The sequence below is a fragment of the Undibacterium sp. TJN19 genome, from assembly GCF_049339485.1.
Lineage (GTDB): Bacteria > Pseudomonadota > Gammaproteobacteria > Burkholderiales > Burkholderiaceae_D > Undibacterium.
In genome coordinates this window covers 373121-388127 of record NZ_JBMPPL010000002.1, presented here as the reverse complement: position 1 = coordinate 388127, position 15007 = coordinate 373121, and the positions used below count along the sequence as shown (strand labels likewise).

The 15007-nt window shown below is 51.9% G+C and carries 9 protein-coding genes; 2 read left to right on the top strand and 7 right to left on the bottom strand.

The features are described 5' to 3' along the window. Nucleotides 1-30: 30 nt before the first annotated feature. From ACO0LH_RS09915 to ACO0LH_RS09890, 6 genes are all read right to left on the bottom strand, one after another. On the bottom strand, nucleotides 31-6864 hold the full coding sequence (locus ACO0LH_RS09915) for an Hpt domain-containing protein (RefSeq protein ID WP_422940907.1): 6834 nt from the start codon (nucleotides 6862-6864) through the stop codon (nucleotides 31-33). 252 nt (nucleotides 6865-7116) lie between these two features. Further along, nucleotides 7117-9456 carry a methyl-accepting chemotaxis protein gene (locus ACO0LH_RS09910; RefSeq protein ID WP_422940906.1) on the bottom strand — a complete coding sequence of 780 codons (2340 nt, stop codon included), beginning with the start codon at nucleotides 9454-9456 and terminating at the stop codon, nucleotides 7117-7119. A gap of 61 nt (nucleotides 9457-9517) precedes the next feature. Then, entirely contained in the window at nucleotides 9518-10102 is a 585-nt protein-coding gene (locus ACO0LH_RS09905; RefSeq protein ID WP_422940905.1) for a chemotaxis protein CheW, read from the bottom strand. 76 nt (nucleotides 10103-10178) lie between these two features. Next, nucleotides 10179-10544 (bottom strand): response regulator transcription factor, encoded by a 366-nt coding sequence (locus ACO0LH_RS09900; protein WP_422940904.1) that lies wholly within the window; start codon nucleotides 10542-10544, stop codon nucleotides 10179-10181. Between the two features lie 32 nt (nucleotides 10545-10576). Beyond that, the gene (locus ACO0LH_RS09895; RefSeq protein WP_110255216.1) at nucleotides 10577-10969 is read right to left on the bottom strand and encodes a response regulator; all 393 of its coding nucleotides are present in this window, start codon (nucleotides 10967-10969) and stop codon (nucleotides 10577-10579) included. A gap of 126 nt (nucleotides 10970-11095) precedes the next feature. Then, on the bottom strand, nucleotides 11096-11248 hold the full coding sequence (locus ACO0LH_RS09890; protein ID WP_186947275.1) for a rubredoxin: 153 nt from the start codon (nucleotides 11246-11248) through the stop codon (nucleotides 11096-11098). 168 nt (nucleotides 11249-11416) lie between these two features. On the opposite strand from ACO0LH_RS09890, the gene thiD reads away from it, so the two are divergent. Beyond that, complete coding sequence (gene thiD, locus ACO0LH_RS09885; RefSeq protein WP_422940903.1) at nucleotides 11417-12232, top strand: bifunctional hydroxymethylpyrimidine kinase/phosphomethylpyrimidine kinase; 816 nt, start codon at nucleotides 11417-11419, stop codon at nucleotides 12230-12232. Between the two features lie 65 nt (nucleotides 12233-12297). After that, nucleotides 12298-13578 carry a glutamate-1-semialdehyde 2,1-aminomutase gene (gene hemL, locus ACO0LH_RS09880; RefSeq protein WP_422940902.1) on the top strand — a complete coding sequence of 427 codons (1281 nt, stop codon included), beginning with the start codon at nucleotides 12298-12300 and terminating at the stop codon, nucleotides 13576-13578. An 85-nt stretch (nucleotides 13579-13663) separates the two neighbouring features. Here hemL and ACO0LH_RS09875 read toward each other — a convergent pair whose 3' ends face one another. Further along, complete coding sequence (locus tag ACO0LH_RS09875) at nucleotides 13664-14941, bottom strand: amidohydrolase family protein (protein WP_422940901.1); 1278 nt, start codon at nucleotides 14939-14941, stop codon at nucleotides 13664-13666. Nucleotides 14942-15007: the final 66 nt, after the last annotated feature.

Sequence of the window (15007 nt, the reverse complement as noted above, 5' to 3'; positions counted from 1 at the left end):
TTTTTTGACTACATCAAATCTACAGCTTACTTACACTATCACTGCCGCATCCTTACCCACAAACCCCATAATCGCGCCCAGCAAATCATCTTCACGATAAGGCTTACCGAAGTATTCATTCACACCCAGTTCCTTGGCGTAATTGCGATGCTTGTCAGCAGTACGCGAGGTGATCATGATGATAGGAATATGGCTGGTACGTGAGTCACTGCGTACGTTGCGTGTCAGATCGAAACCATCCATGCGCGGCATTTCAATATCAACCAGCATGACGTCAGGTGTGACAGACTGCAACTGCTCCAGTGCGTCAATACCGTCTTTCGCCAGAATGACCTGATAACCTTCACGTGTCAGCAAGCGCTGGGTAACGCGGCGTACAGTCAGCGAATCATCAACGACCATGACGGTATGCTGAGTGCGCAAGCCTGCCACTGGCTCGGTTTTGGTTTCTGTAAATGGCGTGGCGCTGTGCAAATTAGCCACCGCTCCCATGGCACCAGGAACACTGCTGGAACCTGCCGCACCTGAAGGCACGGCATTGATTTCAGCACCGGCTTCGGCATTCAGGTGTTGCAGACGTGCATGCTCATGCTCCATACGATGTGCAAGCGGCACAGGGTTGAGGATCAGAACGATTTCACCAGAACCCAGTACTGTGGCACCGGCAATACCGGTCATACGTGCCAGTTGTGGCCCGATGTTTTTAACCACCACCTCGCGGTTACCGAGAATGTCATCAACGTGAATGGCAACACGTTCGCCACCACTCTTCATGATCAGCAAAGGCGTATATTGCTGTGTCAACGGTGCGACATCGTCCTGGCCCAGCATGGAAGACAGGTAATACAGAGTGACGCGCTGTCCTTGCCAGACCACTGCGCCATCATTGTAGGCATTGGCCAATGCATTCGATTTCAATTGCTGCACCTGTTCAACCAGAACAGACGGTACGGCAAACGTCCTGCCGCCAGATTTCAGCAATACAACCTGCGTCACAGCCAGCGTCAAAGGCAGGCGAATGGTGAATTCTGCGCCCTTGTCTTCATTGGTGACCACTTCTACCCGGCCACCCAGCGATGCGGCTTCGGAACGAACCACGTCCATACCGACGCCACGACCGGCCAGTTCGGTGACTTCCGTCGCGGTGGAGAAACCTGCTTCGAAAATCATGTTGGCGGTTTCGATTTCGCCAGGATTTTCATCGTTTTCGATCAGGCCCAGGGTGATGGCTTTTTCACGAATACGCTTCAGGTTCAAACCCTGGCCGTCATCGCTGAAGCGGATCACAACTTCATTACCTTCCTGGCGAATTTCTATCAGCAGTTCGCCAGTTTCTTCTTTTCCTTTTTGCCGTCTCTGATCACGGGTTTCAATCCCGTGGACAATCGCGTTACGCAGCAAGTGTTCAAATGGCCCGGCCATTTTTTCCAGAACACCCCTATCCATTTCTACCGTTGCACCACGGATATCCAGATTCACCCGCTTATCGACTTCTTTCGAAGTCTGGCGGGTAACGCGGTACAAACGCTCAGAAATGCTGGCAAACGGAATCATGCGCACGCGCATCAGATCTTGCTGCAATTCGCGTGTCAGGCGAGCCTGTACGTGCAAGTCATTCGATGCGCCATCAATAGTGCGCGTCAGATTGGTCTGTACGGTAGCCACGTCGCTGACGCTTTCGGCCATCATGCGTGTCAGTTCTTGCAGGCGGGTAAAGCGGTCAAATTCCAGCGGGTCAAACTCACGGTCGCCAGACAGCGCCATGCGTGAGGTGATCTGGGTTTCCGCCTGAATCTCAACTTCACGCAACTGGTCACGCAGACGGTTGACGTTTTCTGTCAATTCGCTGAGAGATGAACGCAAGGTGCTGACTTCATTTTCCAGACGTGAACGCGAGATCGATACTTCACCAGCCTGATTGACGAGGCGGTCAAGAATATCAGCGCGTACACGTACCAGTGTTACAGGTGCACCCGCCGCCAATGGTGCGGCAACTTGCGCTGGTGGCAAATTACCACGTGCCATGACAGGTACGACAGGCGTCAGATTCACCAGTTCGTTCTTGACGACTGGCACTTCTACCGTATTGGCTGCCATTTGTTCCTGGAACTGATCGAGGTCCTGCGCGGCAGTCAGACCAGTGTCTACTGGCGCTGGTGCGGCATAGGCTTCAGGATGGATCAAACGATCAAACATATGCATGCTGTGATCGTGGCGAGCCATCAGGTCATCAAGCAGGGAAGCGCGCACAGCGCTGCCGCCATGCATCAGGCTTTCTATGCGTGATTCCATGTCATGGATATGCTGACCCAAGCCCATCGCGCCGGCCATCCTCGCACTGCCCTTGATGGTGTGCATCAAGCGCGCGATGGATTGCGGAATGGCATTGTCTTCTGGACGTTCTTGCCATGAGCGCAGCAATTGACCCACCATGGGCAGCAAATCATGACCTTCTTCAATGAAGACTGGCAACAGATCGGCATCCAGATCATCCTTGATCTGCATGCTCTGGTCGCCAGTTGGGTCAACATATTCGCTGGCGGCTGGTGCTACCGGCGCTTGTAACTGCGTTTCTGCATGAGTTGGCAATGCAGAAATTGCTTCTGCGTGTACTGGTTCAGCAACAACTGGTATTTCAACAAGCGCTGGCTCTTCAGGCGTTGCAGGCAGAATCAGGGTTTCAGCGATGAACTCATATTCTACCGGTGCTGCCTCAGCCTTAGCCGGCTCAGGGATCAGCGCCGGAATCTCAACAGATTCCAATGTGGATGGGGCGATGTCTGCTGTTTCAGTTGCTGCTGTTTCAGTTGCTGCTGGTACTGTTTCTGCTGCTTCCTGTATTGTTGCCGACTCTGGTTTTGGATCCAGATGCAGTTCTTCGAGGAAAGCCGGGATGGCAGTAAAATCATTAGCCGGTGACAATGTTTCAACCTGGACAGGTGCTGCTTCCAGTACGTCTGTCAACATCAGATGTTCGTCCGCGGCCAGCGTATCCAGGTCGAGTTTTTCATTGGTCGAAGTAATAAACTCTTCGTCGGCACCTGCATTGGAACGCTCTATGACGACTTGCAGTAACTGCTCAAGCTGGCGGATTTCTTCTGGCGCAGATGCGGCCATTTCCGACAAGGCAAATTTTTGCAACATGCGCTTGGACGTTTCCAGTGCACGGTCAAGCACATCGTATTCTGAGTCGAGCAATACAACGGGATGACGTTCCAGTCTTTGCAAGACGAATTCCAGACTGTGTGCAAGCTCTTGCAGTGGCTTCAAGCCTACCGTGGCCGAACTGCCTGCCAAAGAATGGCTGGCATGTATGGCATGGGTAGACACGTTACGATGCGGTTCGTGTCGCCACTCGGCAAAGTCCTGCGCCAGGAAACGAACAATTTCATCGGTTTCTGCCATGTAAATCGAATACAGGGGCAGACTGATTTCGATGTCGCCTATGCGTTTGATATTGTCGTCCAGGCTGGAAGCCGATACAGACAAATCAGGGAAATCGATGATTTTCGCAGTAGCGACTTCCGGTGCTGGCGCCGCATGCACTTCTGCTACTTCAGGCGCAGGCAAGTTAATAAGCGGTGGCTCAGATGGCAACAAGGGATCAGCGGCAATAATTTCAGCCTTGGCAACCCTATCCGGCAGCGCTTCGGTCAGAACAGGCTCTGGTAAGGCCAGAGTATGCTCTTCCGCTTCAACCGCTGAGCTGTGAGGCGCAATTGCAGTTTCTGCAAAATCGATAGTATCCACTGCCAGTGTTTCTGTCGCTTCAGGCAAGGACTGATCCACTACGTTTTCATGAAGCGCTGCGGGTTCAATAACCGGTAATGCTTCTAATGCATCTGATCCATCTAATGCTTCTAATCCATCTACGACCAATTCAGTATCGGTATGCGCTGGCGTGATTTCCAGAACAGCAGGAATTTCAACTGGCGCAGCGGCCAATTCTGTCAGGTCAGGTATCAGCGCATGGTCAGCCAGATCTGCCATCATTGGCGCTTCTGAAGCGTGCTCAACAACTGGCTCTGCCACATTTTCGACAGACGCCGGCAATTCATCAAATGCAGCCAGCTCAAATACTGGCATTTCTTCTGGCGGCAAGGCGGCAGCTACCAGTTCTTCCACCACAGGCTCAGCGATCAATTCCTCAGCTACCACTTCTGGCAAGCTGACTGGCAACAGTTCTTCCAAGGCTGGTATCGCTTGTACTGCTTCTGGCGTCGTGTCTGGCGTTGCTTCTGGTATCGCTTCCGGCGTTGCAGGAATGATTTCCCGAACTGTTTCCGTTACAGTCGCTACAGGGGCTTCTGGTATCTCTTGTTCGTCCTGATAATCGAGACCCGCTTTAACGCGTTCGGCAGCCCGGATGATGGCGGCGCCAGTACGGGCGGACACGCCAGTATTTTTTAATTCACTGACCCATTCAACCATTTCGCTGGCGGTGCGTTCCAGCAGGGCATACAGGTTTTCATTGCCATCGCGGGAATCAGACAGCCACAAATTCATGACTTGTTCTATATTCCATGCAGCTTCACCAAACACCATCAGACCGACCATGCGGCCACTGCCTTTGAGCGTGTGGAAAGAACGGCGCAAGCTGGTCAGATGTTCCTGATTATCCGGATTCCTTCTCGACGAAGGCAATGTCGCCTGGACAAAGCCAAGTACCTCTTCCGCCTCCATCAGGAAAATTTCAAGCAACTCGGCATCTATTGCCTCATCACCCTGTGGCAGATCCTGGCTAGGTGCTGCGACTGATGTGGCTTCAGCAGGTGCTGTGGTGGTGACCATTTCTTGCAGCGCTTCCGAAGATGCTGCAAAGTCTGGTTTGCCCAACAAGTCTATGGCTGATTTTGCCCGGTCGGATGCGGCGGCATCATCAAGCAGAGTAGCCACCGAACGTTCTGATTCCAACGAGGTTTTCAATTGTGCATGCAGGCTGGCATCATCTGGTGTTTCTACCAGTGAGGCAGCCAGACGTGCTGATTCCTGCTGTTGATTAGCCAGCTCCTGCTCTGCAGTTTGCATTGTTGCGGCACGCGTATCATGGGCATGCGCATCATGCGGCAAATGAATATCGGCAGCAGGTAACAATTCCTTGCCAGCTGTCGCTTCCAGCAGATTGGAACGGAAAATACCGGCTTCTTTATCGAAGCTGAATTTCTTTTTCGCGGTCTCTGGCTGCGATTGCAAGGTTTCAATGAAGAAAGACAGGGCACCTATATTTTGCGCGACATTTTGGTGGTCAGCGATCTGTTCAGCGCCATGTTGCTTATCATCGGTAGTTTCACGCTCAATGAACTGTCTGACCATCTGACGTGTATGTTCGACCGCCAGCATGGCATCGTCCTGATCCAGCATGGCCAGCGCACCACCGATCTGGTGCATGGCACCATCTACCGGTTTCAGTGAATCTTTATTGGCGGGCGTGCGGAAATACTCGTCCAGAATTTTTTCTACATGACGCAAGCTTGATTGCATTTCTGCGACCAGCACGCCCATGGTCTGACGTTGCTGCGCTTCGCGGGAAATTTCACCCATCCAGCTTACCTGGGTTTGTGGCACTTCACCAGAAACTACGGACAATAAGCGGGTGGTGATTTCATCTGCACGTTCAGCGAAGTGTGCCGGCAAACGTGTCACGTGATCGAGTGCATGCTCAACAAACAACAGGCTGGTCGCCAGTTCTATACCCAGCTTGCTGCCATCAGGTGAATGGGCAACATGGCGGGCAATGCCTGCCAGTTCACGCAATAATTTGGATAATGGGGGAGCGTTCAAACCTGTGCCGGTATCGGCCAGATCTTTCATTTTTTGTGAGAATTTTTCTGCCAGGCCATTTTCGCCATTGGCAATCCTGCCCCACAAGTTTTTAACGGCTGATAATTGTTCTTTGGCCGTGGCCAATGCCCCGGCGGTGATCTGACCATAGTTTTTCTGATCATAATCAACTGGCACCTTGTCGTCGAGCTGGTAAGCCTTGCGCACACGCGCGACGAAAGGAGATGGCGACTCTACCTGCGCCAGGAAAAACAGGGCATCACGCAACAGGCGTTCAGGGATGGTGGTAACACCTTCGACCAGGCGACGTATCTGCAAGTTGATGCGGCCGAATATCTGTTTTACATATTGCTGGTTATCGAAAGCACTATGACTGACAGCTTCGACAAAGGCGCGCATGACTACCCAAAACGCCTTGGCCTGCGAATTGGTTTGCCCGTTTTCAATTTCGGCAATCACGTCATGCATGGCTTGTGTCGCCACACGCTGTTGCTCTTTGTCCTTACCTGTCAATACGGTCAGCAGCAGTCTTTCGAAGCGTTGACGTAATGGGGGATAACTGACGGGACTGACCTTGCCGCTGATAGCCAGTTCAGGTATCTGCTCTTTGGCAGACAGGGAGGGGAAAAACAAATCGGCAGGATGAATTCTCTCTGCACCTTTGAGTTCCAGCAACGCACGATAGTAAGGGAACAAACGTACCGGCTGATGCGGCGCGCCGGAAAGCAGATCCTCAAGATAGCGCAAGACAGCATGAAAAGCGTCAACAATCACTTCCACATTGGCCTGTGTCATCTCAAGCTGGCCGCTTTGCAGGCGTTCCAGCAATTCTTCTATGGTTTCAGTAACGATGGAAACGCCATCAATATCAACGATCTGCAAGGCACCATGGGCCTGATGCAGATAGCTTTTCGCATGCAATATGGTCGTGGGGCGGGTTTCTGCGTCTTGAGCAAGCGCGTCTGTCAGCATTTTGCCGGCATTCGTGATTGCTTCCCGCACTTCTCCCATCACCCAGGAAAGCGGCCCGATGTCGAACTGTTCCTGTGGAAGATCTGGCGATTTTGAAAAATCGGATGTCATGCGTACTCCGCAAACTCAAGGGCAATGAACCGCAGTCCATTACCGAGCAAATATGATAGGGTTGCAGCTAGTGGACTGTAACAGTGAAAAGCGAAAGTGAAGGACATGCGCCCGTCGAACCAGGGCAAGGCGCAAAACGTAGCGATAGCTGGGCTATCGCGAGTATTTGCAACGCAGCTCTGGTCGGCGCGCACATGGCAAGCACTTTGCTTTTCACTTTTACAGTCCACTCTCACAACCGGGGCGTGAAAATCAGGCAGCAACCCGGAACCGTGACACTGAGTTCTTGAGTTCTTCAGCCAGCATGGACAATTCTTTAATGGAGACCGCCGTTTGCTGCGTACCATTTTGTGTCTGCTCGGTGATGGTCAAAATATGCTGGATATTCTGTGCCACGCCATTGGCTGATGTTGCCTGTTGTTCCGTCGCCAGCGAGATACCTTGAATCAGTTCCGCAAGGCGGTTCGAAACGCTACGGATTTCAGACAACGCCGTACCGGCCGCATCGGACAGTTTCGCTCCCTCAACCACACCCTGAGTGGATTTTTCCATCGCGGCAACCGCGTCATGGGTATCCGTTTGAATCGTACGTACCAGCGCACCAATCTGCTTGGTCGCTTCAGCCGAACGTTCCGCCAGACGCTGAACCTCTTCCGCAACCACCGAGAAGCCTCGACCTGCTTCACCCGCTGACGCCGCCTGAATCGCCGCATTCAGCGCCAGTACGTTGGTTTGTTCGGTAATGTCGGAAATCAGTTCAGTGATCTCACCAATTTCCTGTGACGATTCACCCAGACGTTTAATACGCTTGGAAGTTTCCTGGATTTGCTCGCGGATCTCGTTCATACCCTTGATCGCGTTTTCCACCGCATGCGCACCCTGTTCCGCCGCAGCAACCGATTGACGCGCAACCAGTGCTGATTCATTCGCAGAGCGGGAAACGTCAGTAATTTCAGCCGCCATGGTCAGAACAACCTGACCTGCATCGGAAATCTCACGCGATTGCTGTTCAGAAGCGCTCAACAAGTCAGTAGAAATACCTTGCGCATGGCTAGATGCGGAAGTAACTTGTTCTGCCGTTGTTGTAACCCGTCCTACCAGTCCGCGCAACTCTTCCACCGTGTAGTTAACCGAGTCGGCAATCGCGCCGGTAATATCTTCGGAAACCGTCGCCTGCACAGTCAAGTCACCATCCGCAACTTCCTGCAATTCATTCATCAGTCGCAAAATCGCGGCCTGATTCTGATCGTTTGCAGCTTTCGCTTCTTCCTCTTGTTTTTGCGCCTGCATCATTTGCGCACCAGCTTCCAGACGGCGTTCATTCGCCTCTTTCGCCCGGTTACGGCTATCCTGCAACAGTACCAACGCCACACCAACCGCAGCCAGCAAGGCAACGAAGGCACTTGCCAACATCAGCCAGAAAGACAGATTGACCGAATCCTGTTGTGCCGTGTAATTTTTTTGCAGCTTGGACAGCTTGTTTTTCAAATCTTCATTTTCATTAAACAGCAACTGTTCGGACTGTTTGGCAGCAATAAAGTTTTGCAGGTTGCCCAGAATGCTTGATACCGATACCTGGTATTCGGTAAATGTTTTTTGCAGTTCAGTTAATTTGTCGCGTGTGTCCGCATCTTTGGTGGCGGTCAGGCGCAAGACATCACTACCTTTCAGAAAGCCATCGACCAGATCACGGAAAGTATTTGTATCCTTACCCAGCAAGAACGCCGTTTCAGGATTAACACCCTCAGAAGTCAGGAATTCATTCGCGCTACGACCCAGACGCTGCGTCAACATCACGAGCTGACCTGCCGCATTAATTTCACGCGCAGAACCACCGCCCTGTACTTTCAAGGTCGAAATCTGCTCGGTCAATTCCAGCAAGACTGGGGACAAGGCATTCATTTTTTGCAGTGTCTGGCCGAAACCGGTCAATTCTTTCTGACGGTTCAGGATAGTTTCCGCTGCTTTATTGGAGTTGTCCCAGGCTTTCTTCGCATCCTTGACGACCGGCTCAAGATTAGAATCGGCTTTATCAACTGTACGGCCCTGGTAGTTACCACCATTTAACAGGACTGTTAAATCGTTGTTCATCTCAGTACGGCTGTCTTTGAGCTGTTTAAACGCTTCAACATTACCCTGAATCGCATTCGGTGCCGCTTTACCGATACGCTGCGAGTGCATCAGCGCCTCACCGGCGATCTGCGCCTGCGTGGAAAGCAATGCTGACTGGTTGGAGTTCAACCAGACGAAAACTGCACCCAGCAACAAGGCCAGCGCCATGATGATGGACAAGATACGCATCTGCTGTTGCAGCGACATTCTGCCGATAATAGGCAAACGAATATCGCCGCCTTTTTCCAGCGCATCGCCAATAAAAGTCGCATCGGCATGTGCGTCAGCCTTTAGCGCAGCAGGCTCTGCTGTAGCCAGGCTGTGTGTGCTGCCATGCGCTTCGGGTGACAACATTTTGACGTTGCTTGCTTCTTCAACTTCAACCGAATCAGCATTCCCGAATGACCTCGCCGCGACCTCTGCTCCGTCAACTTCCGGATCTTCTTTACCCTTGGACACGAACGGTAGATTAAATGCCATTACTAAGTCTCCTAAACGATTGAAAAGCAGTCAGTATTCTTGCTTGATTGCGCATACTGACTTATAAACCTATTTGCAAAAAATCCTGATCCTGCACCAGCATGGCCAGGCTGAGTTCAAACCATACATTGCCGTCACGGTCGCGGTACTTCTTTTTCAGCCAGGCCTTATTTTCAAGTTCACCGGCTTCAAAAGGCAGTTCTTCCATTTCAGAAACCGTACGCAAACCCAAAACCTGTGACACCAGCAAACCGCTGTTGAATGCCATGCCGGGTGCAAAAGCAACGATACGGCAAGACCCATCGAGCTTGGTCGCATCCAGTCCCTGGAAACGCGGCAAATCAATAACACCGGTCAAGTTACCCCGGATATTAGACAGGCCGATATACCAGTCACGCGTCAATGGCACCCTGGTTAAAGCACCGGCAGTAACAATCTCACCAGATTCACGTAAATCCAGCAGGTAACGCCCATGCCCTATCATGATGCCCAGCTGACTGAGTTTGGTATAGCCGCCACGCTGGGCGGCCTGCATACGTTCCAGCAACTGCGCCTGAAATTCACGCAGCCGGGTACGACGCACACCCTTGTCGGTCTTAACAACTTCCGGGGTTTTGGCAGCAGGTTCAAGTACAGTCTGATTCATGAGCAATCCGAAGATATCTTATTGTAGATACAGGAAATAAAACTTTACTATCCTGATAAATCCTGACCAATCCTGCTTAACCGAGCGCAGAAATTTTCGCCAGCAGTTCTGCCGGGTCAATAGGCTTTACCAAGTAATCACGGGCACCCTGACGCAAACCCCAGATGCGGTCAGTTTCCTGATTTTTGCTGGTGCAGATAATCACTGGCACGTCTTGCGTGTCTGGATCTTTGGCAATGGCACGGGTAATTTGAAAACCGTTTTGCCCAGGCATCACCACATCCATCAAAATCAGTTGTGGCTTGTCAGCCTTGATTTTCGTCAGCGCTTCTTCGCCATTTTCAGCAGTGGAAACCGAGAAACCGTTTTTAACCAGTACATCGGTCAGGAAATAACGTTCTGTTGGAGAATCATCCACAATCAGAATTTTTTGAATGGCCATATATTTTTACCTCACATTAACTAATATTAGAACTAGGTCGCTGACGTGTAATTTTTTACCGTTTTCAGCAGACTATCTTTTGTAAAGGGCTTGGTCAGGTATTCATCAGATCCGACCATCGCACCACGGGCGCGGTCAAATAACCCGTCCTTAGAAGACAACATAATTACCGGTGTATCCCGGAATTTCGCACTTTTCTTAATCAAAGCGCAAGTTTGATATCCATCGAGTCTAGGCATCAGGATATCGCAAAAAATCAGGTCTGGATGAGAATCATTGATTTTGGCTAAAGCATCAAAACCATCTTCAGCCAACACGATTTTGTATCCGGCCTGCCCAAGAAAAATCTCCGCCGAACGGCGTATGGTGCTGCTATCGTCAATCACCATGATTTTCAGGTTCTCATTGCCCGTCAACGTTGACATAAAATCATCTCTTCCCGGCAGTATTAAGGTTACATATCACTGTAACAAAAAATAGCACTTTTGCGCTTTTTTTCCATGAATAAACATACGATTCACGTGCGATTCGCGTCAAAATTGTCAATTCGGTCAAATTGCGACCATTTCGAAATCTTCTTTGCGTGCACCGCACTCCGGGCAGGTCCAGTTCATGGGTACATCTTCCCAGCGCGTGCCGGCAGCGATGCCGTCTTCTGGCGAGCCTTGTTCTTCGTCATATACCCAGCCGCAAATCAAACACATCCACGCCTTGTAGGCACCCTTCTCCGCTACCGTATCAGTCACGACTAAAACCCTTCAATCAAGTAAAATATTGAAACTGCTGCAAACTTTTGTTTGCATTGTGTTATTAATGGCATTTGCGCGAGTAATTTAAGTCCCCACGAAGTCAGCTATATTAATCTACCAAACGTGCAAAACCAAATTTCTCCACTAATACTTAGCTTTGGCGCCTCAGATCCTGTGGCGGCAACTGGCATTCATGCCGACCTCGCCTCGTTTGCGGCCATGGGCTGTTATGGCTTGCCCGTCATCACCGCCATTTTAACTGGCGATACCTCACAAATTGACGATTTGCATCCGCTTGAGGCCGATCTGGTCGATGAACAGGCGCGCACCATTCTCGAAGACATGCCGGTACTGGCATTTAAGGTTGGCCAGGTTGGCAGCGTGGAAAATGTCACCGTCATTGCCGAAATCGTGTCTGACTATCCCGAACTGCCGCTGGTACTTGACCCCTTCAATGCTGCCATCACCGAACAGGGTCCGGAAGCCGAAGATCTGGTCCTGGCGATACGAGAACTGCTGGTTCCACAAGCCAGCCTGCTGATGATCTCTGCGGTTGAGCTGTCACGCCTGGCAGAAACCTGGAAGGAAGGCCCGGAACCGGAAGATCTGGAAGCCGACGCCATGACACTGATCGAATCCGGCTGCGAGTATATATTAGTAACCGGCACCAGTAGCGATATTGGTGAGGTCGCGAACACTTTATTTAGCGATGCCGGGGTGGTCAGGCGCGATACCTGGCAGAGAATTCCCGGTTCTCATGCTGGCGCCGGCTCAACCTTGTCAGCAGCGATTGCCGCCTTGCTGGCAAATGGCCTGGACATACCCGACGCTGTGCTGGAAGCACAGGAGTTCACCCATGCCGCCTTAAACCATGCGCAAAGACTGGGCATGGGCAGGCTCATCCCTGATCGCTATTTCTGGGCCAGAGAACCAGGCTAAAGGCTGGTTTGTTCCACCGAAATTTAACGATTTGTAACATACACTGATAATTCATTGACACATTTATGACTGATAAAAACGACATTCTGTTTGCACGTGCGCAAAAAACCACACCAGGCGGTGTCAATTCACCAGTTCGTGCCTTCCGCTCGGTGGGTGGCACTCCCCGTTTCATCACCCGTGCACTCGGCCCTTATTTCTGGGATGCCGAAGACAAGCGCTACATTGACTATATAGGCTCATGGGGACCGGCAATTGTCGGTCATGCCCACCCCGAGGTCATCACCGCAGTGCAAGCCGCCGCTGCACGTGGCCTGAGTTTTGGCGCACCGACCGAAGGCGAAGTACAGATGGCCGAAGAAATCTGCAAACTGGTCCCTGGCGTAGAGCAGGTGCGTCTGGTCTCCAGCGGCACCGAAGCGACCATGAGCGCCCTGCGTTTGGCACGCGGTGCTACCAAACGCGACAAGATCATCAAGTTTGAAGGTTGTTATCACGGCCATGCTGATTCTTTACTGGTCAAGGCTGGCAGTGGCTTGCTGACTTTTGGCAACCCGACGTCTGCCGGCGTACCGGAAGACTTCAGCAAGCACACGCTGGTGCTTGATTACAATAACTGTGAGCAACTGGAAGAAGTTTTCAAGTCTATAGGCGACCAGATTGCCTGTGTAATTGTTGAACCGGTGGCAGGTAATATGAACCTGATCCGTGCCACGCAAGAGTTCATCAACACTATGCGCAAGCTGTGTACCGCGCATGGCACTGTATTGATTTTCGATGAAGTGATGTGCGGCTTCCGCGTTGGCCTGCATGGTGCACAGGCACTGTATGGCGTGCAGGCTGACCTGACTTGCCTTGGCAAAGTCATCGGTGGTGGTTTGCCAGTGGCGGCTTTTGGTGGTCGTGCAGATCTGATGGGACACATGGCACCTTTGGGTGGCGTGTATCAGGCCGGCACTTTGTCAGGCAACCCGGTCGCCGTGGCGGCGGGCATGACTACCCTGAAAATTATCCAGCAGGCAGACTTCTATGAAAACCTGACAGCACAAACCCGCAAGCTCGTGGATGGTTTAAGTGCTGCCGCCAAAACTGCCAATGTCACGTTCTGCGCCGATGCTGTCGGCGGCATGTTTGGCCTGTACTTTGCCAAAGAAGTACCGGATTCTTACGCCGCCATGATGGCCAGTGACAAGGAAAAATTCAACCGCTTCTTCCATCTGATGCTCGATCAGGGCGTCTACCTTGCGCCTTCCGCCTTTGAGGCCGGCTTCGTCTCAGCACAACATGATGATGGCGTCATTGCCGAAACCATCGCCATCGCTGGCAAGGCTTTCGCGCAATTGTAAGTCACCGGCATCAACCTCCTGCTGGCTGCCAAACCTGGTTTGAGTGTTTTCAAACCAGGACCACACTACCAATCGGAGATGCCGTTCAGTTTTTTGTCCTGAACTCGATATGTGATGGCCGCCCAGGCAAGTGCAAATTTGCATGTGGCGCTGGCGTCTGGCTGATGACTTTGCCACGTCGCAGTACCAGTAATCTAGCAGAACGCAAACGCAATGCTTCTATCGTGTCACTGGCGTCCAGTAAAACCAGATCGGCAAAACATCCTGCTTGCAAGCCATAGGCTTCCAGCCCAAGTATGCGTGCTGGCGTTTCTGTCACAGCGTCAAAACACTGGCGCATGGCGGCCTGACCAGTCATCTGGCCAACGTGCAAACCCATTTGCGCCACTTCCAGCATGTCACCCGAACCCAGGCTATACCACGGGTCCATCACACAATCATGGCCGAAGGCAACATCAATACCGGCAGCCAGCATTTCTGGCACACGGGTCATGCCACGACGTTTTGGATAGGTATCGTGCCGCCCCTGCAAAGTGATATTGATGAGGGGATTGGCAATGGCGGCAACGCCTGCCTCACGGATCAGCGGCAGCAACTTGCTGACATAATAATTATCCATGGAGTGCATGGAAGTCAGGTGTGAGCCGGCAACACGGCCATGCAAACCCAGCCGGTTGCTGTGATAAGCCAGGGTTTCAATATGGCGCGACATGGGGTCGTCCGATTCGTCGCAATGCATGTCTACCCGCAATCCCTGTTCAGCGGCAAACTCGCACAACAGGCGCACTGATTCTGCACCATCGGCCATGGTGCGTTCAAAATGCGGGATACCGCCGACCACATCGACACCCATGGCAATCGCCCGTTTTAGATTCGCCATGGCAGTCGGGCTGCGCAAAATGCCATCTTGCGGAAATGCCACCAGTTGCAAATCCAGATAAGGCGCCACCCGGCGCTTCACTTCCAGCAAGGCCTCCACAGCCAATAAGCGGTCATCACAGATATCGACATGCGAACGGATCGCCAGCAAACCACGCGCCACCGCCCAGTCGCAATAACGCAGAGCCCGCTCGATCAGCGCCTCTTGCGTCAGTATGGGTTTCAGTTCGCCCCACAGGGCGATACCTTCCAGTAAAGTGCCGGACTGGTTAACCCGTGGCAAACCATAGCTGAGCACCGCATCCATATGAAAGTGGGCATCCACAAACGGTGGCGTCACCAGGTTGCCATTGGCATTGATTTCTTCTGCCGCGCTGACCGGCAAAGCCACGCCAACGGCGCTGATGCGGCCATCCTGAATGGCTATATCGATACCCTTGCGACCATCTGGCAAACTGGCATTGCGGATGACAAGATCGTTCATCAGAAATCTCTCTCTATTATTAGTACATCGATTAGTACATCGATTAGTACATAGTTATTACATAAA

Bases quoted from the DNA above. Each gene is read 5' to 3' on its own strand.
- ACO0LH_RS09915 (WP_422940907.1), bottom strand. From the start codon at position 6,864: ATGACATCCGATTTTTCAAAATCGCCAGATCTTCCACAGGAACAGTTC.
- ACO0LH_RS09910 (WP_422940906.1), bottom strand. From the start codon at position 9,456: ATGGCATTTAATCTACCGTTCGTGTCCAAGGGTAAAGAAGATCCGGAA.
- ACO0LH_RS09905 (WP_422940905.1), bottom strand. From the start codon at position 10,102: ATGAATCAGACTGTACTTGAACCTGCTGCCAAAACCCCGGAAGTTGTT.
- ACO0LH_RS09900 (WP_422940904.1), bottom strand. From the start codon at position 10,544: ATGGCCATTCAAAAAATTCTGATTGTGGATGATTCTCCAACAGAACGT.
- ACO0LH_RS09895 (WP_110255216.1), bottom strand. From the start codon at position 10,969: ATGTCAACGTTGACGGGCAATGAGAACCTGAAAATCATGGTGATTGAC.
- ACO0LH_RS09890 (WP_186947275.1), bottom strand. From the start codon at position 11,248: ATGTGTTTGATTTGCGGCTGGGTATATGACGAAGAACAAGGCTCGCCA.
- hemL (WP_422940902.1), top strand. From the start codon at position 12,298: ATGACTGATAAAAACGACATTCTGTTTGCACGTGCGCAAAAAACCACA.
- ACO0LH_RS09875 (WP_422940901.1), bottom strand. From the start codon at position 14,941: ATGAACGATCTTGTCATCCGCAATGCCAGTTTGCCAGATGGTCGCAAG.